This is a genomic window from Paraburkholderia sp. GAS448 (assembly GCF_050435685.1).
In the GTDB taxonomy this organism is placed as follows: domain Bacteria; phylum Pseudomonadota; class Gammaproteobacteria; order Burkholderiales; family Burkholderiaceae; genus Paraburkholderia.
This window is the reverse complement of record NZ_JBNDKT010000002.1, coordinates 548,512-574,418: the sequence shown is the minus strand read 5'-3', so window position 1 is coordinate 574,418 and position 25,907 is coordinate 548,512. Positions and strand designations below refer to the sequence as shown.

Annotated in this window: 24 protein-coding genes and 1 riboswitch; of the genes, 6 read left to right on the top strand and 18 right to left on the bottom strand. The window is 64.4% G+C overall.

Going from position 1 to position 25,907, the window contains the following annotated elements:
• From pxpA to P3T23_RS06175, 3 genes are all read left to right on the top strand, one after another.
• On the top strand, nucleotides 1–753 hold the full coding sequence (pxpA, locus tag P3T23_RS06185; protein ID WP_429315288.1) for a 5-oxoprolinase subunit PxpA: 753 nt from the start codon (nucleotides 1–3) through the stop codon (nucleotides 751–753).
• A gap of 277 nt (nucleotides 754–1,030) precedes the next feature.
• Nucleotides 1,031–1,795, top strand: coding sequence for a DUF969 domain-containing protein (locus P3T23_RS06180; protein WP_429315287.1), 765 nt, complete (start codon nucleotides 1,031–1,033; stop codon nucleotides 1,793–1,795).
• Nucleotides 1,792–2,745: a DUF979 domain-containing protein gene (locus tag P3T23_RS06175; RefSeq protein WP_429315286.1), complete on the top strand. Its 954-nt coding sequence runs from the start codon at nucleotides 1,792–1,794 to the stop codon at nucleotides 2,743–2,745. Before P3T23_RS06180 ends, P3T23_RS06175 begins: the two co-directional genes overlap by 4 nt.
• 58 nt (nucleotides 2,746–2,803) lie before the next feature.
• Here P3T23_RS06175 and P3T23_RS06170 read toward each other — a convergent pair whose 3' ends face one another.
• From P3T23_RS06170 to P3T23_RS06115, 12 genes are all read right to left on the bottom strand, one after another.
• Nucleotides 2,804–4,102, bottom strand: a complete 1,299-nt coding sequence (locus tag P3T23_RS06170; protein WP_429315285.1) for a TraB/GumN family protein — start codon at nucleotides 4,100–4,102, stop codon at nucleotides 2,804–2,806.
• Nucleotides 4,095–5,120, bottom strand: coding sequence for a peptide ABC transporter ATP-binding protein (locus P3T23_RS06165; RefSeq protein WP_429315284.1), 1,026 nt, complete (start codon nucleotides 5,118–5,120; stop codon nucleotides 4,095–4,097). Before P3T23_RS06165 ends, P3T23_RS06170 begins: the two co-directional genes overlap by 8 nt.
• Entirely contained in the window at nucleotides 5,117–6,121 is a 1,005-nt protein-coding gene (locus tag P3T23_RS06160) for an ABC transporter ATP-binding protein (protein WP_429315362.1), read from the bottom strand. Before P3T23_RS06160 ends, P3T23_RS06165 begins: the two co-directional genes overlap by 4 nt.
• A gap of 93 nt (nucleotides 6,122–6,214) precedes the next feature.
• Nucleotides 6,215–7,132 carry an ABC transporter permease subunit gene (locus P3T23_RS06155; RefSeq protein WP_429315283.1) on the bottom strand — a complete coding sequence of 306 codons (918 nt, stop codon included), beginning with the start codon at nucleotides 7,130–7,132 and terminating at the stop codon, nucleotides 6,215–6,217.
• Between the two features lie 87 nt (nucleotides 7,133–7,219).
• Entirely contained in the window at nucleotides 7,220–8,230 is a 1,011-nt protein-coding gene (locus P3T23_RS06150; protein WP_429315282.1) for an ABC transporter permease subunit, read from the bottom strand.
• Between the two features lie 129 nt (nucleotides 8,231–8,359).
• The gene (locus P3T23_RS06145; RefSeq protein WP_429315281.1) at nucleotides 8,360–9,991 is read right to left on the bottom strand and encodes an ABC transporter substrate-binding protein; all 1,632 of its coding nucleotides are present in this window, start codon (nucleotides 9,989–9,991) and stop codon (nucleotides 8,360–8,362) included.
• Nucleotides 9,992–10,180: 189 nt separating this feature from the next.
• Nucleotides 10,181–11,824 (bottom strand): ABC transporter substrate-binding protein, encoded by a 1,644-nt coding sequence (locus P3T23_RS06140; protein WP_429315280.1) that lies wholly within the window; start codon nucleotides 11,822–11,824, stop codon nucleotides 10,181–10,183.
• A 197-nt stretch (nucleotides 11,825–12,021) separates the two neighbouring features.
• Nucleotides 12,022–12,852: a methylenetetrahydrofolate reductase [NAD(P)H] gene (metF, locus tag P3T23_RS06135; protein ID WP_429315279.1), complete on the bottom strand. Its 831-nt coding sequence runs from the start codon at nucleotides 12,850–12,852 to the stop codon at nucleotides 12,022–12,024.
• Nucleotides 12,853–12,885: 33 nt separating this feature from the next.
• A complete protein-coding gene (locus tag P3T23_RS06130) occupies nucleotides 12,886–13,239 on the bottom strand; it encodes a phage holin family protein (RefSeq protein ID WP_133661275.1) in 354 nt (117 codons plus the stop codon).
• A gap of 246 nt (nucleotides 13,240–13,485) precedes the next feature.
• Complete coding sequence (gene ahcY / locus P3T23_RS06125; RefSeq protein ID WP_133661276.1) at nucleotides 13,486–14,907, bottom strand: adenosylhomocysteinase; 1,422 nt, start codon at nucleotides 14,905–14,907, stop codon at nucleotides 13,486–13,488.
• A gap of 31 nt (nucleotides 14,908–14,938) precedes the next feature.
• Nucleotides 14,939–15,074: riboswitch (S-adenosyl-L-homocysteine riboswitch) on the bottom strand.
• A gap of 71 nt (nucleotides 15,075–15,145) precedes the next feature.
• Nucleotides 15,146–15,868, bottom strand: a complete 723-nt coding sequence (locus tag P3T23_RS06120; RefSeq protein ID WP_429315278.1) for an LrgB family protein — start codon at nucleotides 15,866–15,868, stop codon at nucleotides 15,146–15,148.
• 32 nt (nucleotides 15,869–15,900) lie between these two features.
• Entirely contained in the window at nucleotides 15,901–16,347 is a 447-nt protein-coding gene (locus P3T23_RS06115; RefSeq protein ID WP_429315277.1) for a CidA/LrgA family protein, read from the bottom strand.
• A gap of 113 nt (nucleotides 16,348–16,460) precedes the next feature.
• Here P3T23_RS06115 and P3T23_RS06110 point away from each other — a divergent pair, with 113 nt between their 5' ends.
• Entirely contained in the window at nucleotides 16,461–17,414 is a 954-nt protein-coding gene (locus tag P3T23_RS06110; protein ID WP_429315276.1) for a LysR substrate-binding domain-containing protein, read from the top strand.
• Here the strand turns inward: P3T23_RS06110 and P3T23_RS06105 are convergent.
• Nucleotides 17,356–18,987, bottom strand: coding sequence for a GMC family oxidoreductase (locus P3T23_RS06105; RefSeq protein WP_429315275.1), 1,632 nt, complete (start codon nucleotides 18,985–18,987; stop codon nucleotides 17,356–17,358). The two genes, P3T23_RS06110 and P3T23_RS06105, sit on opposite strands and share 59 nt — an antisense overlap.
• Nucleotides 18,988–19,295: 308 nt before the next feature.
• Between P3T23_RS06105 and P3T23_RS06100 the strand changes: the two genes are divergently transcribed.
• Together P3T23_RS06100 and P3T23_RS06095 are read left to right on the top strand one after the other, a co-directional pair.
• Complete coding sequence (locus P3T23_RS06100; RefSeq protein WP_429315274.1) at nucleotides 19,296–20,972, top strand: isovaleryl-CoA dehydrogenase; 1,677 nt, start codon at nucleotides 19,296–19,298, stop codon at nucleotides 20,970–20,972.
• Nucleotides 20,973–21,057: 85 nt separating this feature from the next.
• Nucleotides 21,058–22,497 carry a coniferyl aldehyde dehydrogenase gene (locus P3T23_RS06095; protein WP_429315273.1) on the top strand — a complete coding sequence of 480 codons (1,440 nt, stop codon included), beginning with the start codon at nucleotides 21,058–21,060 and terminating at the stop codon, nucleotides 22,495–22,497.
• 29 nt (nucleotides 22,498–22,526) lie between these two features.
• Here P3T23_RS06095 and P3T23_RS06090 read toward each other — a convergent pair whose 3' ends face one another.
• The 5 genes from P3T23_RS06090 to fliE all read right to left on the bottom strand — a co-directional run bounded on the left by P3T23_RS06090 (nucleotide 22,527) and on the right by fliE (nucleotide 25,756).
• Nucleotides 22,527–22,883: an EscU/YscU/HrcU family type III secretion system export apparatus switch protein gene (locus P3T23_RS06090; protein WP_429315272.1), complete on the bottom strand. Its 357-nt coding sequence runs from the start codon at nucleotides 22,881–22,883 to the stop codon at nucleotides 22,527–22,529.
• Entirely contained in the window at nucleotides 22,880–24,325 is a 1,446-nt protein-coding gene (locus tag P3T23_RS06085; RefSeq protein ID WP_429315271.1) for a flagellar hook-length control protein FliK, read from the bottom strand. The genes P3T23_RS06090 and P3T23_RS06085 overlap by 4 nt, the downstream gene beginning before the upstream one ends.
• A 79-nt stretch (nucleotides 24,326–24,404) precedes the next feature.
• Nucleotides 24,405–24,734, bottom strand: a complete 330-nt coding sequence (locus P3T23_RS06080) for a flagellar protein FliT (RefSeq protein WP_429315270.1) — start codon at nucleotides 24,732–24,734, stop codon at nucleotides 24,405–24,407.
• Nucleotides 24,731–25,165 carry a flagellar export chaperone FliS gene (gene fliS / locus P3T23_RS06075; RefSeq protein WP_429315269.1) on the bottom strand — a complete coding sequence of 145 codons (435 nt, stop codon included), beginning with the start codon at nucleotides 25,163–25,165 and terminating at the stop codon, nucleotides 24,731–24,733. The genes P3T23_RS06080 and fliS overlap by 4 nt, the downstream gene beginning before the upstream one ends.
• 255 nt (nucleotides 25,166–25,420) lie before the next feature.
• The gene (fliE, locus tag P3T23_RS06070; RefSeq protein ID WP_429315268.1) at nucleotides 25,421–25,756 is read right to left on the bottom strand and encodes a flagellar hook-basal body complex protein FliE; all 336 of its coding nucleotides are present in this window, start codon (nucleotides 25,754–25,756) and stop codon (nucleotides 25,421–25,423) included.
• Between the last annotated feature and the right edge of the window lie 151 nt (nucleotides 25,757–25,907).

The following is a 25,907-nucleotide window of genomic DNA, read 5'->3' as shown; positions in this document are numbered from 1 at the left end:
ATGCAAATCGATTTGAACGCCGATCTCGGCGAAGGATGCGGATCCGACGAGGCACTGCTCGATCTTGTCAGCTCGGCGAACATCGCGTGCGGCTGGCACGCCGGCGGCGCCAACGCGATGCGCGAGTGCGTGCGCTGGGCGGTGCAGAAAGGCGTGTCGATCGGCGCGCATCCGAGCTTCAACGATCCGGAGAATTTCGGCCGCAAGGAGATGGACCTGCCGGCAGGCGACATCTATGCCGGTGTGCTGTACCAGCTTGGCGCGCTGTCGGCGATCGCGCAGGCCGAAGGCGGCCGCATCGCGCACGTCAAACCGCACGGCGCGCTCTACAACCAGGCCGCACGCGACCCGAAGATCGCCGATGCGATTGCCTCGGCGGTTCACGACTTCGATCCGTCGGTGGCGATGTTCGCGCTGGCCAACAGCGAGCTCGTAACGGCAGCGCGTGAAGCCGGCCTGACCGCCATCGAAGAAGTGTTTGCCGACCGCGGCTATCGCGCGGACGGCTCGCTCGTGCCGCGCAAGGAGCCGGGCGCCCTGCTCGACGATGAAGACGTCGTGCTCAAGCGCACGCTCGCGATGGTGCGCGAGCGGCGCGTGCAGGCCGTCGACGGCCAGTGGGTTCCGCTCAACCCCCAGACGATCTGCCTGCACGGCGACGGCCCGCACGCACTCGCGTTCGCGCGGCGCATCCGCGCGGCGTTCGCTGAAGCCGGGATCGACGTTCATGCGGCCAGCGCCGCGCGCGTCTGAACAGCGCGAACCTCCCGACGAGCACGATTGCCCAACGCCCCGCTTCATGCGGGGCGTTTGCCAGATGCCGCAGAGATCATCGAAGTATGGAAGTAGAAGAGGCAGTTCTGAAACGCCGAAGTTGAGGCACCGCAGCACCAGCAACAACGATGAAGTCGATGCGGCCGCCTGGAGCCGCTAAAGCGAGGACGACCCGCGGCACTCCCACGCGCCGTTCAATACGCGCCGCCACGAGCGGCAACCGGTTCAACCGGAAAAACCCTGTTTGGAGATCCACATGCAGACAACAGTCAGTTTATGGCCTCTCATTGGCGTGGCCGTCATCATTGTCGGGTTCGTGTTGCGCTTCAACCCGATGCTGATCGTGGCCGCGGCGGCCATCGCCACCGCACTCGCCGCGCACTTTCCGCCCGAGAAGATCCTCGCGGCGATCGGTACTGGCTTCATCAAGACCCGCAACATCCCGCTCATCATCCTGCTGCCGCTCGCGGTCATCGGGCTGCTTGAACGGCACGGCCTGCGCGAGCGTGCGCAGATGTGGATTTCCAGCATCAAGGCGGCGACTGCAGGGCGTCTCCTGATTGTCTATCTGCTGGTGCGTGAACTGACTGCAGCAGTCGGGCTGACCGGGCTCGGCGGTCATCCGCAGATGGTGCGTCCGCTGATCGCGCCGATGGCCGAGGGCGCCACCGAAAGCCGCTTCGGCAAGATCAGCGACGCGGTGCGTTTCCGTCTGCGCGCGTACTCGGCGGCAACCGACAACGTCGGGCTTTTCTTCGGTGAGGACATCTTCGTCGCATTCGGTGCGATCGTGCTGATGGTCACCTTCCTTAAAGAAGCAGGCATCACCGTCGAACCGATGCATGTGGCCGTGTGGGGCATCCCGACCGCAGTCTGCGCATTCCTGATCCACGGCTTCCGGCTCTGGCTGCTCGACCGCAAACTCGAACGTGAACTGCGCGGCAACCTCTCAGCAGGCGGCGCCGCACAAAAGCCGGCGGCAACCCGGACGGCCGCGGGCGCATCGGGAGACCGCGCATGATCACGATCAACTACCTGTTCTGGCTGCTGGGGATTGTGCTGCTGATCGTGGGCGGCATGATCATCACGGATCGCGAACATCCGCGCCGCTTCACCGCGGGCGGCTTCTGGATCCTCTACGCATTGATCTTCCTTGTCGGCGACAGGCTGCCGCCGGAAGTCGTCGGCGTGCTGGTGATCGTCATGGCGGTGATCGCCGGTTTTGGCGGCGTCACGGCAGCGAAGCCCAAGGTATTGTCCGAAGAAGTTCGTCGTGCGAGCGCGAGGCGTCTTGGCAACAAGCTCTTCATTCCCGCGTTGACGATTCCGGTCGTCACGGTCGTGCTGACGCTGTCGGCCAGCCATCTCGTGTTCGGCGGCATGCCGCTCATCGAACTGAAGAACGTCACGCTGATTGGCTTCGGCATCGGGTGCGTGATCGCGCTTGCCGTCGCCTGTGTGATGACACGCGATACCGTCGGCCAGTCGATGAAGGAAGCGCGACGGCTCGTCGATGCCCTGTCGTGGGCTGCCGTGCTGCCGCAGATGCTCGGTATGCTCGGCCTCGTGTTCTCGGACGCGGGTGTCGGCAAGGCGGTCGCGCATCTGACCATCGCTTACGTCAATCTCGACTATCGGATCGTCGCGGTTGCCGTGTACTGCATCGGCATGGCGCTCTTCACGATGGTGATGGGCAATGGCTTCGCCGCGTTTCCGGTGATGACGGGTGGTGTGGGCGTGCCGATCCTCGTCGGTGTGTTTCATGGCAACCCGGCCGTGATGGTCGCGATCGGCATGTTCTCGGGATACTGCGGCACGCTGATGACGCCGATGGCCGCGAACTTCAACATGGTGCCGGCTGCGCTGCTCGAACTGCCGGACAAGAACGCGGTGATCAAGGTTCAGGTGCCGACCGCGCTGCCGATGCTGGTCGTGAACATTCTCCTGCTGAACTTCCTGATGTTCCTGTAAGAACGGCCGTGTGGTGCGATCGGGCGCGGCGCATGACGCCGCCCCTGATCACCCTTCGTCACCCCGGCTCAACCACGAATCCCCGCTGCCTCAACAGCGCCAGCACGCCCTTCGGTCCGCCCAGGTGCAGCGCGCCGATCGCGACGAATACGGGTTTGTTCGGCGCGGCGATCGCAATCATCCGCGACACGAAACGCCGGTTCCGATCGAACACGATCTTGTTGTCGATCGAAGCGGACAGCCGCTGGTCACGTGCCAGCTTCTCGGACTTTGCCGTTTCCCACGCCGCAATCGCGTCCGCATCGCCCACCTGCCAGAGACGGTGCAACGTTTGCACATCGGCGACGTTCTCAGCGGGCGTCTGCACCAGATCCTGCGCGACCATTTCGCGTTGCTGCGCGAGCGTCAGCCCCGTGAACGCGCGCATCTGTTCGGACAGCGTCTCGAGGCCCACGATCTTGCCGCGCGTGCGCAGGTAGACGTTCTGCAACTGTGCTTCGGTGCCGTACTCGGTCTGCAGGCCGGCGCTCAGCGAATCGTAGGTTTCGACCAGCAGCGACGCGAGCCAGGGCCGCATCTTCTTGATCTCTTCGAGCGCCGCGGGATTGCCACGCAGCCGGTACGCGAGCTTGCGCCACAACGGCTCCGGCAACAGCCGCGGCAAACATTCGTGCGTACAGACGCCGTATTTCGACACGTCGTCCTGCGATACCAGCAGATCGTCGGGCGACAGTTCGAGCGCGAGGATGGGTGAAGCCGCGAGCGCGGCCAGGATCGACTTGCGAAACGGCTGGTCCGTCGGATAGTCGGACGGGTCGCCAACGTGCAATGTGCCGAGCACGTAAATGGTTGTGGTGCCGCGCGTGGCGACATAGAACGGCATGCGCGCGGGCTGCCTGCGCACCGGACCACCGGCCGTAGTGCCGGGACTCGCCGGCGGCGGATTGAAACCGGGCAGCGCGGCAGGCGGCGCGGCAGGAGGCGCAGGTGCGCCCGCAACCGGCCGCCCGGCCTGCACCGGCGTATTCGCCGACGCACCCGCGGCATACGCCAGCGGAATCGGCAGCAGCACGCCGCACGGCGCCAGAACGAGCGAAGCGCATGCGAGCCGCGACGCCGCCCAGCGCCGCTCGAGCACAACGATGAGGCCGCCAGATCGGGTTACGACGCAAACAACAGCGCTGACAACAGCACTGCCGATCACGCCGGCACCCCAGGAGACGACCATCAATGCGGCCAGAAAGAAGGCCATCAAGAAAGCCGCAAGCACGACAGTGAAGGCGGCCGTGCAGACGACACACCGCCCACCTTCACGCAGGCGGCGCGCAGGACGACGCGCCGCCAACGCATCAGGCATCCGGGTCCCCTACCTCCTCGGCACGGTGGCACGACACCTGACGGCCATCCACTTCGCGCAGCTTCGGCTCTTCGCTTCGGCAGCGGTCGATCGCATACGGGCAGCGCTGATGAAACGTGCAGCCCGACGGCGGATTGAGCGGCGACGGCATTTCGCCCTGCAGCTTGATCTGGATGCGACGATCGGCTTCGAAGATCGATGGCGTCGCCGACATCAGCGCCCGCGTGTACGGATGCCGCGGCCGGCCGAAGATCGTCTTCTTGTCGCCCAGTTCCACGACGCCGCCGAAGTACATCACCATCACATCGTCGGCGACGTGTTCGACTACCGACAGGTTGTGCGAGATGAAGACGTAGCTCGTCTTGAACTGGTCCTGCAGGTCCATGAACAGGTTCAGGATCTGCGCCTGGATCGACACGTCGAGCGCGGACACGGGTTCGTCGGCAACGACGATCTGCGGATCGAGAATCATCGCGCGCGCAATCGCCACGCGCTGACGCTGACCGCCCGAAAACATATGCGGATAGCGTTTGGCGTGCTCAGGCCGCAGGCCCACGGTGCGCATCATCTGCGCGATCCGTTCGGCGCGCTCGGCGGCGCTCGCCTGCGTGTTAATCGCCAGCGGCTCGCCGAGCGTCTGTTCGACAGTCTTGCGCGGATTCAGCGATGCAAACGGGTTTTGAAACACCATCTGCACACGCCGGCGCAACGCCGCGATCTTCGCATGATCGGCACCCGCGACATCTTCACCGTCGATCAGAAGACGCCCGGCCGTCGGCGCTTCGATCATCGTCAGTTGCCGCGCGAGCGTCGACTTGCCGCAGCCGGACTCGCCGACCACGGCGAGCGTCTTGCCCCGCTCGAGCGAGAACGACACGCCGTTGAGCGCCTTGACCGTGCCATGGCCGAACATGCCGCGCTTCACGGTGTAATACCGCGCGAGCTGGTCGGCGATCAGCACTTTGTCGTGCGACGGGCCCGTGGACTGAGGGCGCCGCGTTTCGGGTACTGCATTCATCGTGCGCCTCCCTGGGGTTGTGCTTTCGTGTGGACGTTCGCGTCGCCGGTCAGGTTCAGCGGCTTGATGCAGCGCACCTGGGTCGCTTCACCATGATTCGGCAACGGCCCGAGCGCGGGCCGCGCCTTCATGCAGTCGTCGACGACGTACTTGCAGCGCGGCGCGAAGAGGCACCCACGCGGCCGGTCATCGCGACCCGGCACCATGCCCGGCAGCGCGGCAAGCCGCACCGCGCCGACGTTATGCTCGGGAATCGCCGCCAGCAGCGCTTCCGTGTACGGATGATGAGGCGCGGCGAAGATATCCGGCACGCGGTTCGTCTCGATGATCTCGCCCGCATACATCACGGCCACGCGTTGCGCGACTTCCGACACGACAGCGAGATCGTGCGAAATCAGCACGAGCGCCATGCCGCGTTCCTTCTGCAGCTTCACGAGCAGTTCCATGATCTGCGCCTGGATCGTCACGTCGAGCGCGGTGGTCGGCTCGTCGGCGATCAAGAGCTTCGGATTGCACGCGACGGCCATCGCGATCATCACGCGCTGGTTCATCCCGCCCGACATCTGGTGCGGAAACGACGTGATGCGGTTCTTCGCGTCGGGAATGCCCACCTGATCCAGCAGTTCCACCGTACGCCGGTGCAGCGCGTCGCCGCGCAGGCCTTCGTGCAGCTTCAACACTTCCTTGATCTGGTAGCCGACGGTGTAGCTCGGGTTCAGGCTCGTCAGCGCGTCCTGGAAGACCATGGCGATGTCCTTGCCGATGATCCTGCGGCGCGCGCTCGCGGAAGCCTTCAGCAGATCCTTGCCGTCGAAGGTGATTTCGTCGGCGGTCACCTTGCCGGGCGCGTCGATGAGGCCCATCAGCGCCATCATCGTCACGCTCTTGCCCGAGCCCGATTCGCCGACCACGCCTACCACTTCACCGGGCGCCACGTTCAGGTTGATCCGGTCGACAGCGGGCAAGCCGCTGAAATTCACCGAAAGATTGCGGATGGTCAATAGATTGCTGTCAGCACGCGCACGGCCGCCCGAAGCGTGCTGACCCGCCCCCTCGGGGGGCAGCGAATGAAGTGAGTGTTGGGGCTGTTCCATTCAGGCCATCCGTTTCAGTTTGGGATCGAGCGCATCACGCAGCCCGTCGCCGAGCAGGTTGATCGACAGCACCGAAATCAGAATGGAGAAACCTGGCATCGTGACGATCCACCATGCGCTGTCGATGTAATCGCGCGCCGACGCCAGCATCGCGCCCCACTCCGCCGAAGGCGGTTGTACGCCGAGGCCGAGAAAGCCGAGTGCCGCGGCATCGAGAATCGCCGACGAAAAACCGAGCGTCGCCTGCACGATCAGCGGCGCGGTGCAGTTCGGCAGCACCTGCGAGAACATCAGACGCAGCGTGCCCGCACCCGCGACGCGCGAAGCCGTCACGTATTCCTTCTGCAGTTCGCCGAGCGCCGATGCGCGCGTGAGACGTACATAACCCGGCAGTGCAACGATTGCGATTGCAAGCATCGTATTGGTCAAACCCGGGCCGATGATCGCGACGACCGCGACCGCGAGCAACAGCGACGGCAGCGCGAGCAGCACGTCCATGATGCGCATGATCGGCGTGTCGGCCCAGTTCTGAAAGAACGCGGCGATCAGACCGAGCACGATGCCGGGAATCAGCGCGAGCACCACCGACACGAAGCCGATCCAGAACGACAGCCGCGCGCCATACATCAGACGCGAGAGGATGTCGCGGCCCGCTTCGTCAGTGCCGAGGATGAACTTCCAGTTACCGCCTGCAAGCCATGCCGGCGGAATCTTCACGGAGTCGCGATACTGCTCGATCGGGCTGTGCGGCGCGATCAGCGGTGCGAAGATCGCGACGACGATCAACACCAGCACGATGACGCCCGCTGTCACGGCGCCACGGTTGCGCGAGAAGTTTGCCCAGAATTCACGGGCTGCAAGTGCGCGGCCACTGGGCGGCGTTACTGCTGTGGGGACTGTATTTTGGATGTCTGCCATCATGCCTCCCGCAGAGCCGCCTCAAGGGAGGCATGCGCCCCCTCGGGGGGCAGCGAACGAATGTGAGCGTGGGGGTACATGAGTCTTTTACCTCGTATGGCGAATGCGCGGATTCAACACGCCGTACAACAGATCAACGATCAGATTCACGAAGATCACCAAAGTCGCAATCATCAGGATCCCGCCCTGCACGACCGGATAGTCGCGCCGGCTGATCGCATCAATGAGCCATTTGCCGATGCCGGGCCACGAGAACAGCGTCTCGGTCAGCACCGCGCCTGCGAGCAGCGTCCCAACCTGGAGACCGATCACCGTCACCACGGGAATCAGCGCATTACGCAGCGCATGCACGACGATCACGCGTGCCGGCGCGAGCCCCTTTGCCCGCGCAGTGCGGATGTAGTCTTCGCGCAGCACTTCGAGCATCGCCGAGCGCGTCATCCGTGCGATGACAGCAAGAGGAATCGTGCCGAGCACGATGGCCGGCAGGATCAGATGGCTCACGGCCGACCTGAACGAGCCTTCGTCGGGAGCAAGCAGCGCGTCCACCAGCATGAAGCCGGTCACGTGCGGAATGTCGTATTCGACTGCGATCCGGCCAGACACCGGCGTCCAGCCGAGGTTGGCGGAAAACACCATGATGAGGATCAGCCCCCACCAGAAGATCGGCATCGAGTAGCCGGTGAGCGCCGTGCCCATCACGCCGTGATCGACCACGGTGCCACGTCTTAACGCAGCGAACACGCCCGCCGGCAGACCGAGGATCAACGCGAACAGCAACGCGCAGAACGACAGCTCGACAGTGGCGGGAAAGCGGGCAAGGAATTCGCCCATCACGCTGGTGTTGGTGATGATCGACATGCCGAGATTGCCATGCAGGGCACGGCCGACGTAGTGGATGTACTGCATCGGCAGGGGCTCGTCGAGCCCGAGGCGGTGCAGCGCAGCAGCGTGCATCGCCGGATCGACCCCACGTTCGCCCATCATCACTTCGATGGGGTCGCCGGGGATCAGGTGGATCAGCGCGAACGCCAGAATCGTGATGCCGATGAAAGTCGGTATCACCATTCCGATGCGGCGCAAAACGAATCGGAACATGGTTCGTCCCTCTGGTCTTGACTCTTGGATGAAAGGAAAAAACGCAACCGGCGACGAGGGCTCGTGACCCCGGTCGCCGGACCATTTCGACCAGTTTTCTAATGGTACGAAAAGCTTACTGCGTCAGTATTACTTCACGCTAACACCATCAAAGCGTGCATAGCCGAGCGGCTCGATGCGCATGTCGACAACCTTCTTGCTGACCGGTTGGTACACCGTCGAGTGAGCCATCGGCGAGAACGGCAGTTCCTGCGCGAAGATCTTCTGTGCTTCCACATAATGCTCCGTGCGCTGGGCGACATCCGACGTCGTGCGGCCCTTCTGGATCAGGTCGTCGAACGGCTTGTAGCACCACTTCGAGAAGTTGTTGCCATTGACCGCTTCGCAGCCGAGCAGCGTGCCGAGCCAGTTATCCGGATCGCCATTGTCGCCAGTCCAGCCGATCAGCATCGTGTCGTCTTCGCCAGCGTGCGCGCGCTTGATGTACTCGCCCCACTCGTACGTGACGATCTTCGCTTTCACGCCGATCTTCGCCCAGTCGGCCTGGATCATTTCAGCCATCAGCCGCGCGTTCGGGTTGTAGGCGCGCTGCACCGGCATCGCCCACAGCGTGAGCTCGAAGCCGTTGGCGTAGCCCGCCTTCGCGAGCAGGTCCTTCGCCTTCGCCGGATCGTACGGCAGGCTCTTCAGATCCTTGTAGAACGACCATTGCGTCGGCGGCATCGGATTGGTCGCCGGCTGGCCTGCGCCCTGGTACACCGACTCGATGATCGCCTTCTTGTTGATCGCCATGTCGAGCGCCTGACGCACTTCGACCTTGTCGACCGGCTTGTGCGTCACGTTGTACGCGAGATAGCCGAGATTGAAGCCAGGTTGCGACGGCATCGCGATGTTCTGCTCAGCCTTCAGCGGCGCGATGTCGGCCGGACGCGGATAGCTCATCACCTGGCATTCGTCGCGCTTGATCTTCTGCACGCGCACGCCGGCGTCCGGCGTGATCGAGAAGATCAGCTTCGAGATCTGCACGGCGCCCGGCTTCCAGTAGTCCGGATTGCCGTCGAAACGGATCGTCGCGTCCTTCGTGTAGCTGCGGAAAATGAACGGGCCCGTGCCGACCGGGAACTGGTTGATGTCGGCAGCCTTGCTGGCCTTCAGCAACTGGTCCGCATATTCCGCCGACAGGATCGACGCATATTCCATCGCCAGATTCTGGATGAACGGGGCGTTGACTTCCTTCAGCGTGAACTTGACCGTGTACGGGTCGACCTTTTCGACGCTAGTGATCAGCTTGTCGAGGCCCATATCGGTGAAGTACGGGAACTGCACCGGGTACGCCTTGCGGAACGGCTGGTTCGGATCCAGCATGCGCTGGAACGAGAACACGACGTCGTCCGCGTTGAATTCGCGCGTCGGCTTGAAGAACGACGTGGTCTGGAATTTCACACCGTGACGCAGATGGAACGTGTAGGTCTTGCCATCGGCGGAAACATCCCACTTTTCGGCGAGGCCGGGTTCGACCTTGGTGCCGCCGCGTTCGAATTCGACGAGGCGGTTATAAACGGTGAACGTGTTGGCCGTGAAATCCACGCCCGTGGTGTATTGGGCCGGATCGAAACCCGCGGGACTGCCTTCTGAGCAGTAAACCAGGGTCTTGTTCGGAATCCCGGCAGCGCCCGCAATATTGGACACGGCCATCGATGCCGCTGCAGCGGCGACGAGCGTGGTCAGACGCGCGGCGCGCAACAGTTTGTTTTGCTTCATGTTTCCTCCAGGTTCGGAACCGGCTACCGCCGGTGTAGCGCGATATTACTTGAGCAAGGCTCACCCGAACAAGCGGAGGAAATTCCCTGTGTTCACGATCGGAAACACCGCTTGACACCGGTTGCTGCACTGCCGCAGCAGCCGGCATCAAGATTAGTGTGCGCCTTCGGAACAAAAAAGGTCATTTTTTCACTTCAGACCGACCTCCCAGAATTGTGTCGGCCCGAACGGATCGATCTTGAAGCCGGTGATGTTCTTGCTCAGCGGCTGATAGACCGTGGAGTGGGCAATCGGCGTGAACGGCACCTGATCCTTGAAGATGACCTGTGCATCCATATAGGCTTTGGTGCGATCGGCCATATTGGTCGTGCCACGGCCCTTTTTGATCAGGTCGTCGAAGGGCTTGTAGCACCATTTCGAGAAGTTGCTGCCGTTCACGGCGTCGCAGCCCAGCAACACGCCGAGCCAGTTGTCCGGGTCGCCGTAGTCGCCGGTCCAGCCGATCAGCATGGCTTCATGCTCGCCGGCATGCCCGCGCCGGATGTACTCGCCCCACTCGAAAGTGACGATTTTGGCCCGCACGCCGATCTTGGCCCAGTCGGCCTGCAGCATTTCAGCCATCAGCCGCGCATTCGGGTTATACGGGCGCTGCACCGGCATGGCCCACAAGGTCAGGTCGAAGCCATCGGGAAGGCCCGCTTCCTTCAGCAGCGCCTTGGCCTTTTCGATGTCGTACGGTGCGTCTTTCAGACTCTTGTTGTAGCCCCACTGCGTCGGCGGCATCGGATTGGTCGCGGCCTGACCCGCGCCCTGATACACCGATTCGATGATCGCCTTCTTGTTGATCGACATGTCCAGCGCGCGGCGCACCAGCACATTGTCGAGGGGCTTTTTCGTCGTGTTGTACGCGATGAAGCCGAGATTGAAGCCCACCTGACTCGGCAATTTCAGCGACGGATCGGCCTTGATCTGCGGGATATCCGCCGGACGCGGATAGCTCATCACCTGACATTCGTCGCGCTTTAACTTCTGCAGGCGCACCGCCGGGTCGACGGTAATCGCGAAGATCAGCTTGCCCGCCTTCACGACGCCCGGCTTCCAGTAGTCCGGATTGCCATCGAAGCGGATCGTGTCGTCCTTCGTGTAGCTACGGAAGATATACGGCCCGGTGCCGACCGGGAACTGGTTGATATCGGCAGCTTTGCCTGCCTTCAGCAGTTGATCGGCATATTCGGCCGACAGGATCGACGCAAATGGCATCGCGATCTGCTGCAGGAACGGCGCATCGACTTCTGTCAGCGTGAAGCGGACCGTATACGGATCGAGCTTCTCGATCTTCGTGATGTTTTTCGCGAGACCGAGATCGCTGAAGTACGGAAACGGGACGGGGTACGCCTTGCGGAACGGCTGCTCCGGATCGAGCATCCGCTCGTAGGTGAAGACGACGTCGTCCGCGTTGAATTCACGCGTCGGCTTGAAGAACGACGTGGTCTGAAACTTCACGCCTGGCCGCAGATGGAAGGTGTATTGCAGGCCGTCGTCGGAGACGTCCCACTTTTCGGCGAGCCCCGGCTCGATATCCGTGCTGCCGTGGCCAAATTCGACGAGACGGTTATAGACCGTGTAAGACCCCGCGCTGAATTCGACGCTGGTGGTGTACTGCGCGGTATCAAAACCAGCCGGACTGCCTTCGGAACAGAATACGAGGGTTTTATCCGGCAGGGAAGCCGCACCGGCCGTCGCCGGAATCAGGCAGGCCGTGGCCAGGGACACGGCAGTCAGAACAGGTACACAAAGCTGGCGAACTACACACCGCAGGGCTGATACCGTCATAACGTTCTCCGCTCAGCAGTCGGGTTGGCTGCGTCTGGATCATAGTCACGTCAATATTCAGCTTCAATAAGGGCTATCCAGCCTCCGCGAGCGAGTCCGGCCGACATGCGGGCTGCTGCGGCCGGCGTTTCGCCGGGCCGCAGCAGTCAGTCAGGGCGCATCGAACAGCCGATGCGGTGCGCGGGTTGCCTCGGTGTCTAGACGCCCAGGCGTTCGCAGATGGCCTTGGTGGCCGCCGCGCCATTGAGCGTGTAGAAGTGCAGGCCTGGCACTTGCGCATCGACGAGCCGCTGACACAGATTCGTCACGACATCGAGGCCGAATGCGCGGATCGCTTCGCGGTCGTCGCCGAAGCTTTCCAGGCGGCGTGCGATCCAGCGCGGTACTTCGGCGCCGCACATCTCGGAGAAGCGCATCAGTTGCGAGAAGTTCGTGATCGGCATGATGCCCGGCACGATCGGCACATCGACGCCCAGCTTGCGTGCGTCGTCAACAAAACGGAAGTACGCGTCCGCATTGAAGAAATACTGCGTGATCGCCGAATTCGCGCCGGCCTTCACCTTGCGCGCGAAGTTTTCCAGATCGGCCTTCGGCGAACGCGACTGCGGATGGTATTCCGGATAGGCGGCCACTTCGATGCGAAACCAGTCGCCAAACTCGGAGCGGATGAAGCTCACCAGTTCCGACGCGTAACGCAGTTCGCCCACTTCGCCCATGCCCGAGGGCAGGTCGCCGCGCAGTGCGACGATATGGCGGATGCCATGCGAGCGGTACTCGTTGAGGATCGCGCGCAGGCTTTCCTTCGACGAACCGATGCACGACAGGTGCGGCGCGGCTTCGATGCCGTCCTTCGCAATGTCGAGCACGGTATCCAGCGTGCCCTGCTGCGTCGAGCCGCCCGCACCGAACGTGCAGGACACAAACTTGGGCTTGAGCGGGGCGAGTTGCGCGCGTGTGGCTCGCAGCTTGTCGACGGCTTCCTGCGTCTTCGGCGGGAAGAATTCGAATGAGAGTTCGATCGGGTTCATGATTTACCAGGGTTGCCCGTCTTCGGGACGCCGTCAGCCGATGCTGCGGTTACCGAAGATCAGCGCGGACAGCAGCCACGAGACGATGCTGTACAGGATCGAGCCGAAAAACGCCGACCAGAAACCCGACACCTCGAAGCCCTTCAGCAGCGACGCGCACAGCCAGAAGCACAGCGCGTTGACGACCAGAATGAACAATCCGAGCGTGATAATCGTGACGGGCAGCGTGAGCAGGATGAGCACCGGTCGCAACACGGCGTTGATGAGCCCAAGCACCAGCGCAATGATCAGTGCAGTGCCGAAACTGCGGATGTGAATCGACGGCACCAGATACGTGATGATCAGCAGGGCGAGCGCATTGATCAGCCATGTCAGCAGCACAGTCATGTAGAGCTCCTTGTCAACGGGAAGTCCGGGATGAAATCCGGACCGGGCGGATTCGTGGGTCGCGCGAGCCGTGCTCCATGCGTGGGGATCAGCGCCCATCACGCAGCGCGTCTTTTACGATGCGCGCTGCGTGACGGGACGCCCGCCGGTCGCCTGCGTTCGAACTGCATGCAGCACGCAGCACGCGGCGGCGGACTGAACCGCCGCATCCGCCATGGCGGCCGGCGCCTTTAACCGTCTAGCCGCTTAGTAGCGGTAGTGGTTCGGCTTGAACGGACCGCTCTTGTCGACGCCGATGTAGCCAGCCTGTTCGTCGGACAGCACGGTCAGGTTTGCGCCGATACGCGCCAGATGCAGACGCGCGACCTTTTCGTCGAGCTGCTTCGGCAACACGTACACCTTGTTCTCGTACTTGTCGCCCTGCGTGAACAGTTCGATCTGCGCGAGCGTCTGGTTCGTGAACGAGTTCGACATCACGAACGACGGGTGGCCCGTCGCGCAACCGAGGTTCACGAGGCGGCCTTCAGCCAGCAGGATCACGCGCTTGCCGTCCGGGAAGATGATGTGATCGACTTGCGGCTTGATGTTGTCCCACGTGTACTGACGTGTCGAGGCAACGTCGATTTCCGAGTCGAAGTGACCGATGTTGCAGACGATCGCGTTGTGGCGCATCGCCTTCATGTGATCGTGGCCGATCACGTGGTAGTTGCCGGTCGCAGTCACGAAGATGTCGGCCTTGTCGGCGGCGTATTCCATCGTCACGACGCGGTAGCCTTCCATGGCAGCCTGCAGCGCGCAGATCGGATCGATTTCCGTGACCCACACCGTCGCGCCCAGACCGCGCAGCGACTGCGCGCAGCCCTTGCCCACGTCGCCGTAACCGGCGACGACCGCGATCTTGCCGGCGATCATCACGTCGGTCGCGCGCTTGATGCCATCGACGAGCGATTCACGGCAGCCATAGAGGTTGTCGAACTTCGACTTCGTCACCGAATCGTTGACGTTGATCGCCGGGAACGGCAGACGGCCTTCCTTCTCCATCTGGTACAGGCGGTGCACGCCGGTCGTCGTTTCTTCGGTGACGCCCTGGATGTGCTTGAGGCGCGTCGAGTACCACACCGGGTCGGCATCCAGATGACGGGCGATCGACTTGTACAGCGCGACTTCTTCCTCGTTGGTCGGCTTTGCGATCACCGAGCGGTCCTGCTCGGCCTTCGAGCCGAGGATCAGCAGCAACGTGGCGTCGCCGCCGTCGTCGAGGATCATGTTGGCGAATTCGCCGTTCGGCCATTCGAAGATGCGGTGCGAGTATTCCCAGTATTCGTCGAGCGTTTCGCCCTTGTACGCGAACACCGGCGTGCCGCCCTTGGCGATCGCCGCTGCGGCGTGGTCCTGGGTCGAGAAGATGTTGCACGATGCCCAGCGGACGTCGGCGCCGAGCGCCTTCAGCGTCTCGATCAGCACGCCGGTCTGGATCGTCATGTGCAGCGAGCCTGCCACACGTGCGCCCTTCAGCGGTTGCTGCGCCTTGTACTCGTCACGGATCTGCACGAGGCCGGGCATTTCCGTTTCGGCGATGTTGAGTTCCTTGCGGCCCCAGTCGGCAAGCGACAGGTCGGCAACGATGAAGTCCTTGGAATCTTTGGAATCGTAAACTGCGGCGTTCATCACGCCCTCCTTTCTAAAATTGACTAGAAATTTGACGTGAGCGCGGTTCGATGCGGTGGATGGAAAGCGCGTGGCGCATTCTAGCCGTCCGATTGAAGCCTCCGAGCCTGGCGGGCGGCATGCGAATGCAGATATTCGCTGTGCCCGTCGCAACGCTCCTCGAAGACGAACGGCGATTGTAGCAAATCGAGATGGATTCGGGATGTCTGAAATGCGGGGCGGTCGAACCGACGCTTCGTCAGACGGGCAGAAAGCCCAGCGCCGGCGCGAGCAGCACCATCACGACACCCGCGATCATCATCGTCAGGCTGGCGACGACGCCCTCCTCGCTGCCCAGCTCGCGGGCCTTCGCCGTGCCCACACCGTGGGCCGCCGCGCCGAACAGCGCGCCGCGCGCGAGGCGCGTGCGCAGCGGCACGAGCGCCAGCACGATTTCACCGAACAGCATCCCGCAGACGCCCGTCGCGATCACGAAGAGCGCGGTTAGATCCTTCGGCGCGCCGATCTTGTCGGAGACGGCGAGAGCGAACGGCGTCGACACCGAGCGTGTCATCAGGCTGCGCTGAAGTTCAGGGGACAGGTGCAGTAGCCTCGCCAGCGCAAGCGACCCGCCCACCGCGACGATGATCCCGACCGTCACGCCGACCGTCAGCGAAATCCAGTGCCGTTTCATCAGGTCGCGGTATTCGTAGATCGGCACCGCGAACGCGACGGTAGCGGGGCCAAGCAGCCACATCAACCAGCGCGTGTCCTCGAAATAGACCGGATACGGAATGTGTGCGGCCAGCACGATCACCGCCAGCACGACCGGCACGGCGAGAAGCGGCGTCAGCCAGGGCATCCTGAAGCGCGCGTACAGGCGCTTCGAGGCGAAATAGAGCGCGACCGTCAGCACGAGGCAGCCGGCCGCGATCAGCCGTGAAGCGCTATCAGCGAAAAGGGAAGAATAGAAGGCGTTCATGGCCGGGACTGGGGATGTCACATCACGCCACATCAAGCGCGAGCGGCATGGCGCGTGACCAGCACGCGACGCAGCGCAAGACGGCGTTCGAGCCGCGCGGCCTGCTCGACGGCGAACGCCACTGCCACCATCACCATCAGCGTACCCGCGACGACCACCAGCGCGAGACGCCAACCGTCTTCCTTGAAGAGGCCACCGTATTGCACCGCCGCGACCGCTGCAGGAATAAAGAAGAGCAGCATGTCGGACAGCAGCCAGTCGGCGCCGGCCTTGATCCAGCGCGACGGCAGGCCGCCGCAGAACAGCAGCGCGAGCAAGGCGGCGAGGCCGACCACGCCGCCCGGCACCGGCAATCCAAGCCGACGCACCAGCAAATCGGCGACGTACCATACGCCAGCCAGCGCAGCACTCTGGAGCGCGATCCGGGCGACACGGACCACGCTCGCGGACGCAGCTTGAGTCGAAAAACGTGTCGTCATGGCAATCCCCAGGTGACTTTTGATGAAAGTGAGTATAGGTTGCACCGCAACATAAATATAATGACTTAACATCATTCACTTCATTCCAATCTGGAATCAAGGAGCCGTTGAACGTGGAACTGCGCGCCCTGCGTTATTTTGTTGAAGTCGTCCGTCAGCAAAGCTTCACCGTCGCGGCCGAGCAGATGTTCGTCACGCAGCCGACCATCAGCAAGATGGTGAAGTCGCTGGAAGACGAAATCGGCTCCCCGCTGCTGCTGCGCGATGGCCGCCAGATGGTCCTCACCGACGCCGGCCGGATCGTCTACCAGCGCGGTCAGGACGTGCTGGCCGCGCACGCGCTGTTGCAGGCCGAGCTGAACGATCTCGGCACGCTAGGCAGCGGCGAAGTGACCATCGGTATTCCGCCGATGGGCGGCTCGCTTTTCACGCCCGCAATCGCCGCCTTCCGGCAGCGCTACCCGAAGATCGACCTGAAGCTGTTCGAGCAGGGTTCGCGGGCAATCGAGGCCGCACTGATCAACGGTGAGCTGGAACTGGGCGGCGTGCTGCTGCCGGTCGATCCGGACATGATCGACGTGCTGCCGGTCACCCGCCAGGTGCTGTGGCTCGTCGCACGCCACGGTTCGCGCTGGGACGACCTGCGCGAGGTGCCGCTTGCAGCGCTCGCGATGGAGCAGTTCGTGTTTTACGGCGAAAGCCTCGCGCTCAACGACGTGGTGCTGAACGCCTGCCGGCAGGCCGGCTTCGCGCCGACCATCGTCGGACGCAGCGGGCATTGGGATTTCATGGCGGCGCTGGTGCAGGCGGGCGTCGGCATCGCGCTCCTGCCCGCGCCTTACTGCCGGCGACTCGACGCGACGCAGTTCACCTGCCGGCCGGTCGTCGAACCGGAAATTCCGTGGGAAATGGCGATCGGCTGGCGGCGCAACGGCTATCTGTCGCACGCGGCACGCGCGTGGCTCGACGTCGCCCGCGAGACGCTGCCGGGCCAGGCCGGCAACGATTTCATGCATGCGCCGATGCCCGGGCCGCCTGTTCCCCGGCCCGCCGTGCCGCCGCGATGAACTCCGCGGCACGCTCGCCGATCATCACCGTCGGCGCGTTCGTGTTGCCGCCGATGAGCGTCGGCATCACCGACGCGTCCACCACCCTCAAGCCCGTCACGCCACGCACACGCAACTGCGGATCGACGACCGAACGGGCGTCGCTGCCCATCCGGCAGGTCGCGGCCGGGTGATAGATCGTGTCCGCATGCTCCGCGATCGTCGCGCGCAGTTCGGCGTTGTTCTGGCCGGGACGCGTGTACAACTCCCTGCCGCCGCACAGCGCAAGCGAAGGCGCATCGAGAATCCGTCGCGCCATGTGCACACCTTCCACCAGCAGATCGAGATCGCGCGAATCGCTCAGGAAGCACGGATCGATCACCGGCGCGACTCGCGCGTCGCTGCTCGCAAGCATCACCGTCCCGCGGCTATGGGGACGCAGCACGCAGACATGCAGCGAATAGCCGTGGCCCCAATGCATCTGCCGATTGTGATCGTCGACGAGCGCCGTGCAGAAATGCAGTTGCAGATCGGGCCGTGCAAGCGTGGGCCGGCTCTTCAGAAAACCGCCCGCTTCCGCGATATTGCTCGACAGCATGCCGCGGCCTTCGCGCATGAAGGCGACGAACTGCGGCCCCATCCGCGCGATGCCACGCAACGAAAAGCCGGTCGGCTCGATTGAGCGCACCCGCTTGTTGATCGTGAAATCGATGTGGTCGGTCAGGTTCTGGCCGACTTCCGGCGCGTCGTGGATCACCGCCACGCCGACCGCCTGAAGATGGTTCGCCGGCCCGATTCCCGAGCACATCAGCAGTTGCGGCGAGTTGAACGCGCCGGCTGCAAGCACGACTTCCGCGCGAGCTTCCAGCGTTGCGGTGCGACCACCGTGCACCACCTCGACGCCCGTTGCGCGCTTGCCCTCGAAGGTCACGCGCAGCACGGTCGCATCGGCAATCGTGTGGAGATTCGGCCGCTCACGACCGTACACGTAGGCACGCGCGACGCTGCACCGGCGGCCGTCGCGCTGCGTCACCTGATAGAAGCCGACGCCTTCCTGCTCAGGCCCATTGAAATCGTTATTCGTACGGTAACCAGCTTCGAGGGCAGCCTGCACGAAGCGGTGCGAAAACGGATTGCGAAATCGCAGATCGGACACGGTGAGCGGGCCGTCGGCGCCGTGCAGCGCGTCGCCCCCGCGCTCGTTACCTTCAGCGCGCCGGAAGTACGGCAAGACATCCGCCCATGCCCAGCCATGGCAACCCATGTCCGCCCATTCGTCGTAGTCGAGCGGATGGCCGCGCGAGTAGACCATCGCGTTGATCGCGCTCGAGCCGCCGAAGCCGCGCCCACGCGGCTGATAACCGCGCCGGCCGCCAAGACCGGGTTGCGGCGTGGTCTCGTAGCCGTAGTTGGTCTTCAGCTGGAATGGCACAAGCGCCGCGACGCCGACCGGCATGTTGACGAACAGGTTGCGTTCCGTGTGAGGGCCAGCCTCGATCAGTGCGATCGAGGCATCGGGACAACTGTCCGCAAGCCGGCCTGCCAGCGCACAGCCGCCTGAGCCTGCGCCGACAATGATGTAGTCGTATTGCATCCGCTCCTCCTATGCGGGTCGCGTTGTTCGCGAACCCCGTCTCGTGCACACTTGTCTACGTGTGCTGACGCGCATTGTAGGGACACGATGGCGCGCGCGACGGCTTCGCGTCAGAGCGATCCCTCTAAACGAAACCCGCGCCGCGCCTCTATGATGAAAAGCTGTCGTCTGACTTTGCAGCCTGACAGCGTGACCTTCAGACGTAGCGGGAAGCCTGGCGCAAAACGCGCCGCCCGTCGTTGCGCGACATAGCAGGCGCCGATAAAACAAAACCACGCCTGCGCGCATCCGGTGAATGGAGACAGCAGATGGAATCGCACCGCCACGGCACGACGCATGACGTGACCAACCAGGTCCCGCCGCTTGCGGACTACAACCTGTTCGAAAGCGACTCCGCTCTCGCCGCCGCCGTCGATCGCGACGGCGCGGGCTGGCACCGCGACGCATTGCAGCGCCACGGCGCCGCGCTCACGACACCGGACATCCTCGCCCTCGCCGACCTCGCAAACCGTCACACGCCCGAACTCTTCACGCATTCACCGCGCGGCGAACGCATCGACGCGCTGGAGTTTCATCCTTCATGGCATACGTTGCTCGCGTTGCTGCGGCGCGAAGGGCTGCATGCGCTGCCTTTTTCAGATCCGCAGCGCGGCGCGATGGCCGCGCGCTGCGCGGGCTATTACCTGCATGCGCAGCTTGAATCGGGTTCGCTGTGCCCGCTGACGATGACCTTCGCCAGCATTCCGGTGCTGCAACGTGAGCCCGCGCTTTTTGAAACGTTGCGCGACAAGCTCTACACCCGCCAGCACGATCCGCGCGACCTGCCGCTTGCGCAGAAAAGGTCGATGATGATCGGCATGGGCATGACCGAGAAACAGGGCGGCTCGGACGTGCGCAGCAACCAGACCCGCGCGTTCGCGGCGGGCAACGGCAGCGGTCGTGGCGCGCCATACCGGCTCGTCGGGCACAAATGGTTTTTCTCGGCGCCGCAGTGCGACGCGCATCTGGTGCTTGCGCGCACCGGCGATCACGAAGGCCTGTCGTGCTTCTTCGTGCCGCGTTTCGCGCCCGACGGCAGCAAGAACGCGGTGCAGATCCAGCGCCTCAAGAACAAGCTCGGCAACCGCTCCAACGCGAGCAGCGAAGTCGAATTTCTCGACGCCTACGGCATGCTGATCGGCGACGAAGGACGCGGCGTGCCGACCATCATCGAGATGGCGAACTACACGCGGCTCGACTGCGTGATCGGCAGCGCGGGGCTCATGCGCGCCGCGCTCGTGCAGGCGATCCATCACGCGCGGCATCGCAGCGCATTCGGCCGGCATCTTGCCGACCAGCCGCTGATGCGCAACGTGCTGGCCGACCTCGCGCTCGAATCCGAAGCGGCGACGGTGCTGTTCATGCGTCTCGCTCGCGCCTTCGAAGACGCCGCGAACGCGCCCGAAGAGCGTGCGTGGCGGCGCATCGTCACGCCGGCGGCGAAGTACTGGGTGTGCAAGCGCGCGCTCGAATTCACCGGCGAAGCGATGGAGGTCTGGGGCGGCAACGGCTACGTCGAGGAAGGTCCGATGGCGCGCTTCTATCGCGAAGCGCCGGTCAATTCGATCTGGGAAGGCTCCGGCAACGTGATGTGCCTCGACGTGTTGCGTGCGATGGAGCGCGAGCCCGAAGCGGCGCAGGCGCTCTTCGCCGCGTGGCGCAACAGGGCGCCAGGGCATCCCGCTCTCGGAGCGGCGCTCGACCGGCTTGCCGCCGCACTCGGCGGCGCGCCCGATCTGCGTGAGGCCGCAGCGCGCCGCATCGCCCAGTCGATCGTTCTCATCGCGCAGGCGACCTTGCTCGTTGAACATGCACCGGCGCAAGTCGCGGATGCCTTCATCGCGACGCGGCTCGCCGACGGCTGCGGCGAAAGCGGGCGCGTGTACGGCACGCTGCCGGCCGCGTTCGACCACGCGGCGATCATCGCCCGCGCGTTTGCGGCTTGATCGTCCGCGGCGCGCGCGCAGTGTCGACGCAGATTCAAATACGGCAAACGCGACGCTACGCGTACTGACTCCAGGATGGGGGCTCATGAAAAACGATCTACCCGACGTGGCCGCGCTCGAAGCGCTGCTACGCGGACAGCGGCACGCGTACCTGCGTGCGTCTTATCCGTCCTGGGAGACACGCGCCACGCATCTGAAGGCGCTGCGCAGCATGCTGCTCGACCATCGCGACGCGCTGGCCGACGCCATGAACGCGGACTTCGGCAATCGCGCGAAGCAGGAGGTGTTGCTTGCTGAATTCCTGCTCGTGAAAGGTGAGATCGACGGCGCGCTGCGTCACGGCAGGCGCTGGATGAAAGCGCAGCGGCGCAGCACCAACAAATGGCTGTTGCCGGCGCGTGTGAAAGTCGTGCCGCAGCCGCTTGGCGTAGTCGGCATCATCGCGCCGTGGAATTATCCGGTGCTGCTCGCCGCCGGTCCGCTCATCAGCGCGCTCACGGCCGGCAACCGCGCGATCATCAAGATGTCGGAGCTGACGCCGCGCACCTCGGCGCTCTTCGAGCAGCTGATCGCACAAACCTTCGCGCGCGATCATGTGGCGGTCGTCAACGGCGACGCCGCGTTTGCCGCAGCCTTCAGCGCGCAGCCATTCGACCACCTGCTCTTCACCGGTTCGACGCAGGTGGGCCGTCACGTCATGCGCGCCGCCGCCGACAACCTCACGCCCGTCACGCTCGAACTGGGCGGTAAGTCGCCGGTGATCGTCGGACCGCACGCGCGCTTCGACTACGCGGTGAGCAGCATTGTCACCGGCAAGACGCTCAACGCGGGTCAGACCTGCGTGGCGCCTGACTATGTGCTGGTGCCGCGCGGCAAGGAGCAGGCGTTCATCGACCGCGCCCGCGTGCAGATGAAGAAGCTGTACCCCGACTTCGCCCGCAACCGCGATTACACGACGATCATCAGCGCGCGTCATTTCGAGCGCCTGCAGCGGCTCGCCGATGAAGCGCAGGCGTCCGGCGCACAGCTGCACACGCTGGCCGACGTTCCCGGCGCGCCCGGGACCGGGTTGGGCGATCCCGACACGCGCCGCTTTCCGCTCGTTGCCGTCACGAACGCACCCGACGAATCGGCCCTGATGCAGGAGGAAATCTTTGGTCCGCTGCTGCCTGTCGTCCCCTACGACACGCTCGATGAGGCGATCGCTTACATCAACGCGCGGCCGAGGCCCCTCTCGCTCTATCTCTACGACGACGACGCCGCGACGATCGAACGCGTGACGCACGAAACGGTCGCGGGCGGCATGGCAGTCAACGAAACGCTGATGCATCTTGCGTGCGAGAGCCTGCCGTTTGGCGGCGTCGGCGCGAGCGGGATGGGCGCGTATCACGGCCATGAAGGCTTCGTGACGTTTTCGAAGATGAAACCCGTGTTGCAGCAGGCGCGCCTGAACGCGCGCGCCCTGGTCGCGCCGCCCTACGGCAAGGTATTCAACGTGCTGATCCGGCTGATGATGCGGTTCTAGTCCGCGCAGGCAATGCCGCGCGGCGCGGGTTAGCGCGGCGCGCTGCCGCTTCCGCTTTCCGGCGTGCCCGATGTCGTTCCAGCGACGGTTGCAGGCTCGGCGCCGGGCGCATCGTCGGCCGCGCCGCTTTCCAGCCGGTGCAGCCACGCCAGCAGTTCCGCGACCGCCTGATACAGCTGCGGCGGAATCCTTGTGTCGAGGTCGACCTGCATCAGCAACGACACCATCTCCGGCGCCTCGTGCACATACAGGCCGGCCTCTTTGGCCCGCTGCACGATCATGTCCGCGACGAGACCGTAGCCCTTCGCCACCACGCGCGGCGCAGGGTCGCCCAACTGCGAATCGTAGACGAGCGCCGCCGCGCTCCGGCGATGCGTGCGGCTCATGACAGGTCCCAGTCGTAATCTGTGGCGCCCTTCGTGCCGGCCCCTCTATGCCGGGCGGCGGATGCGGCTGTCGCTTCGTCGCCGGCTGCGGCGGAGCATGCATAGGCCGTTGTGGCCTGCGCCGCCGCTGCCGCCGCAGGTGTCCCGACTGCCGGCGCACCACCGCCGATTTCGCGGATCGACAGCCCGCTCAGTTCGATGCCGGCTGCGGCAAGCCGCTGGCGAAACGTCTCGCCTTGCGCCGCGAGCCGCGCCGCGCCGCCCGGGTTCGCCTGGACCCGCACCACGAGTTGCGTGCCGGTGAGCGTCAGTTCGGCGTCGACGGTGCCGAGCGATGGCAGCGACAAGGTCAGCCGCGTGCGCCACGGATACGGGTCGTCCGTCTCGACGCCCTGCCCGCCACGATGCCACTCGTCGCCTTCCTGCTGGATCGTCCAGTCGAGCCGGGCGCCGGGCCAGGCTTCGCCAGTCCAGCGGAATTCGCCGGTGGCGAGCAGATCGAGCTGCTGCCGCACAAGCGGAACGGTCGCCGGATGAATTGCGGGCGCGGCAGACTGCGGCGGGGGCGCATCGTGAGTGTCGAGGCCGAGCGGATCGCCCGCGGCCCCATGCATCTGAGAGCGCGACGACGAGGAGCCGGAAAACGCCGTGTTGCCCTGGGAATCGGCCGTCGCAAAGCGTGCTGCCTGCGACTGCGGGCCGTCCGGCGCGCCTCGGGCATTGACAGTGCCAGCAGCAGCCGGATTCGGATTGAGTCCCGCCGCCGCCCTCGCCTCTAGCCCCGCACCGCTCGACCATGGCTGCGCCGAAGCATCCGCATCGGCACTCCAGTCGAGTGGCAATTGCGCCGCCGCGTCGACCAGACGGTTTTGCGGCTCGCCGGCGAGCGATGCAGGCGTGCGCTGCCCCGACAGCCACTGCGCGAGATGCGATTCGTAGAACAGTCCGCTTTCGGCGACCGTCTGCCTGAGTGCCGCGGCCAGCGCCGCGACAGGCAGCGGCGAAGCCACCACGCTGGTCGCCGCCGCTCCTGCCGCCGCACTCGTGGCCGCCCCGGCCTGCGGCGTTGTGCCCGCCGTTGCCGTTGCGGAAGCGTCGGTCGCCAGCGTACCGAAGAGCGGCAACGGCTCGGCCAGCGCGACATCGAGCGCCGGCGCCGCCGGCCACACCGGCGTCTGGCCGACGACGGCTGGCGTCGCATCGCCACCAGAGCGCGCGATGGCGTCAAGCGTCAGGGCGACGGCGGACAGCGCGGTCTGCGCGGAAGCGGGTGGTGTGGAGGATGTGTCAGGCAATGCCCCGCCGCGGGCGACGGGCGTATCGACGCTCAGCGCGGAAGCGCCCGTCTGCGACGCCGTGGCATCAGGGCGCGCGCCGATCGAGAGCAGGCTGTCGACGCGGCTTGCCAGCACAGAAGCCACCGCCGTGTCGATTCCGTTCATGCCGATTCCTCTCGCGCACGATTCGCGCGTGTCCACCGGCGGCGGACAGGCCCCGATGATGCGGGTCGAAAAAACGCGCTCAGCGCGCCCGATAAAGTTCTTTCAGCACGCAGGAGGGCCGGGGCGCCGCGAACAACGCCGACAGCTTCGCCATGCGCGGATTCGCCAGGTCGCGGATGGCGGCGTCGTCGGCGAGAATCTGGCGGATCAGGTCGAACTTGCGCGCCCGTTCCCCGTCGTCCAGCTTGACGCCGGCTTCCGCGCTCTTCAGCGCCTCGACCAGCTGGCGATACTCGTCCTGAAGCCGGACCAGATCGTTCCAGAGGGCGTTGCGTGCTGCCACCAACATGCGCCCGGAAATCACTGCGATCGCCTCGTAGCGGGCGAAATATTCTGCGTTCGAAGTCATCTCATGCTTTCCGCGGACGACTGTGTCGCCATCCGCGCGATCTCCGGGGCAATCCCCATCCAGGCTTCTTCGAGCGTGGCCAGCAAGCCGTCGACTTCGACGAGCATGGCCTCGCTCTGTTTCAGGTTGGCCTCGAACAGGCGCCGCGTCATATAGCTATAAAGCGCGTCCAGCCGCGCCGCGATTTCGCCGCCCGCTTCCACGTTCAACGCCTCCTGCAAACCGCTCCCGATGATCTGGATCGCCTTGGTGATCGCCTCCCCGCGCGCCGCGATATTGCCCTGCTGCAGGTGCATGCGCGCCTGAGCGATGGCCTTCCGGGCGCCCTGATACAGCATCACGATCAGGCGATGCGGACTCGCGCCCATCACCCCGGTTTCGACTCCGACGCGTGCGTAAGCATTGGCTCCAGAGTGGGCTGCGGAAAACATCGGCGCTCCTCCTGTTTGATGCAGATTGCGGGTTGGTTAGCGGGCCGCTGGTGCGCGTTGCCGTGCATCAGCATGCATGCCTGTATCCGGGTTATCGGAAAGCACGCGTAAAGCTTTAGCCCGCTGGAGGAACGGCTCAGTGCGTAACAGGGCGAGCGGCCGGCCTGGCGGCCCCCGGCTGCTGCACCCTGGTGGCGCAGGCGGCTTGTGGCGACGCCGCTGGACACGCAAAAAAACGCGCAGCGCGCGACTGACTCAAACGGCCGTCTGCATGATCTCGTTGTAGGCCGAGACGAGCTTGTTGCGCACCTGGAGGCCGAACTGGAAGCCGACGTTGGCCTTCTGCATATCGACCATCACGTCGTTCAGCGACACGTTCGACGCGCCGATTTCGAAAGCATGCGCCTCGCCGAGGGAGGTTTGCTGGTCGTTGCTGATCTTGTCGATCGAGGCTTTCAGGGCCGAGGCAAAGCCGCCAGCCGTCGCCGCGCCGGAGCTGGACGCCGCCGGGGCGGTCCCGCCGGCAGCCTGCGCCGCCATTGACTGCATCTGCGCAAGCGCCGACGAAAGCGCGTTCACGGGCAAAGTCATGTTGTCTCCATAAGAGGGAAAAGCGGCGCGGCAAGGCGTGCCGATCTGGACGAAAGCATAGCAGCGGGCATTTTTCGAAAGACTTGAAAGTAGGGGTGAAACCCCGCTCTATTCGACCAATCAGGTTGCATCCTGGTGGGGATAATCCCTA

Excerpts from the sequence above, each read along its gene's own strand:
- pxpA (WP_429315288.1), top strand. The coding sequence starts at position 1 with ATGCAAATCGATTTGAACGCCGATCTCGGCGAAGGATGCGGATCCGAC.
- P3T23_RS06180 (WP_429315287.1), top strand. The coding sequence starts at position 1,031 with ATGCAGACAACAGTCAGTTTATGGCCTCTCATTGGCGTGGCCGTCATC.
- P3T23_RS06175 (WP_429315286.1), top strand. The coding sequence starts at position 1,792 with ATGATCACGATCAACTACCTGTTCTGGCTGCTGGGGATTGTGCTGCTG.
- P3T23_RS06170 (WP_429315285.1), bottom strand. The coding sequence starts at position 4,102 with ATGCCTGATGCGTTGGCGGCGCGTCGTCCTGCGCGCCGCCTGCGTGAA.
- P3T23_RS06165 (WP_429315284.1), bottom strand. The coding sequence starts at position 5,120 with ATGAATGCAGTACCCGAAACGCGGCGCCCTCAGTCCACGGGCCCGTCG.
- P3T23_RS06155 (WP_429315283.1), bottom strand. The coding sequence starts at position 7,132 with ATGGCAGACATCCAAAATACAGTCCCCACAGCAGTAACGCCGCCCAGT.
- P3T23_RS06150 (WP_429315282.1), bottom strand. The coding sequence starts at position 8,230 with ATGTTCCGATTCGTTTTGCGCCGCATCGGAATGGTGATACCGACTTTC.
- P3T23_RS06145 (WP_429315281.1), bottom strand. The coding sequence starts at position 9,991 with ATGAAGCAAAACAAACTGTTGCGCGCCGCGCGTCTGACCACGCTCGTC.
- P3T23_RS06140 (WP_429315280.1), bottom strand. The coding sequence starts at position 11,824 with ATGACGGTATCAGCCCTGCGGTGTGTAGTTCGCCAGCTTTGTGTACCT.
- metF (WP_429315279.1), bottom strand. The coding sequence starts at position 12,852 with ATGAACCCGATCGAACTCTCATTCGAATTCTTCCCGCCGAAGACGCAG.
- P3T23_RS06130 (WP_133661275.1), bottom strand. The coding sequence starts at position 13,239 with ATGACTGTGCTGCTGACATGGCTGATCAATGCGCTCGCCCTGCTGATC.
- ahcY (WP_133661276.1), bottom strand. The coding sequence starts at position 14,907 with ATGAACGCCGCAGTTTACGATTCCAAAGATTCCAAGGACTTCATCGTT.
- P3T23_RS06120 (WP_429315278.1), bottom strand. The coding sequence starts at position 15,868 with ATGAACGCCTTCTATTCTTCCCTTTTCGCTGATAGCGCTTCACGGCTG.
- P3T23_RS06115 (WP_429315277.1), bottom strand. The coding sequence starts at position 16,347 with ATGACGACACGTTTTTCGACTCAAGCTGCGTCCGCGAGCGTGGTCCGT.
- P3T23_RS06105 (WP_429315275.1), bottom strand. The coding sequence starts at position 18,987 with ATGCAATACGACTACATCATTGTCGGCGCAGGCTCAGGCGGCTGTGCG.
- P3T23_RS06100 (WP_429315274.1), top strand. The coding sequence starts at position 19,296 with ATGGAATCGCACCGCCACGGCACGACGCATGACGTGACCAACCAGGTC.
- P3T23_RS06095 (WP_429315273.1), top strand. The coding sequence starts at position 21,058 with ATGAAAAACGATCTACCCGACGTGGCCGCGCTCGAAGCGCTGCTACGC.
- P3T23_RS06090 (WP_429315272.1), bottom strand. The coding sequence starts at position 22,883 with ATGAGCCGCACGCATCGCCGGAGCGCGGCGGCGCTCGTCTACGATTCG.
- P3T23_RS06085 (WP_429315271.1), bottom strand. The coding sequence starts at position 24,325 with ATGAACGGAATCGACACGGCGGTGGCTTCTGTGCTGGCAAGCCGCGTC.
- P3T23_RS06080 (WP_429315270.1), bottom strand. The coding sequence starts at position 24,734 with ATGACTTCGAACGCAGAATATTTCGCCCGCTACGAGGCGATCGCAGTG.
- fliS (WP_429315269.1), bottom strand. The coding sequence starts at position 25,165 with ATGTTTTCCGCAGCCCACTCTGGAGCCAATGCTTACGCACGCGTCGGA.
- fliE (WP_429315268.1), bottom strand. The coding sequence starts at position 25,756 with ATGACTTTGCCCGTGAACGCGCTTTCGTCGGCGCTTGCGCAGATGCAG.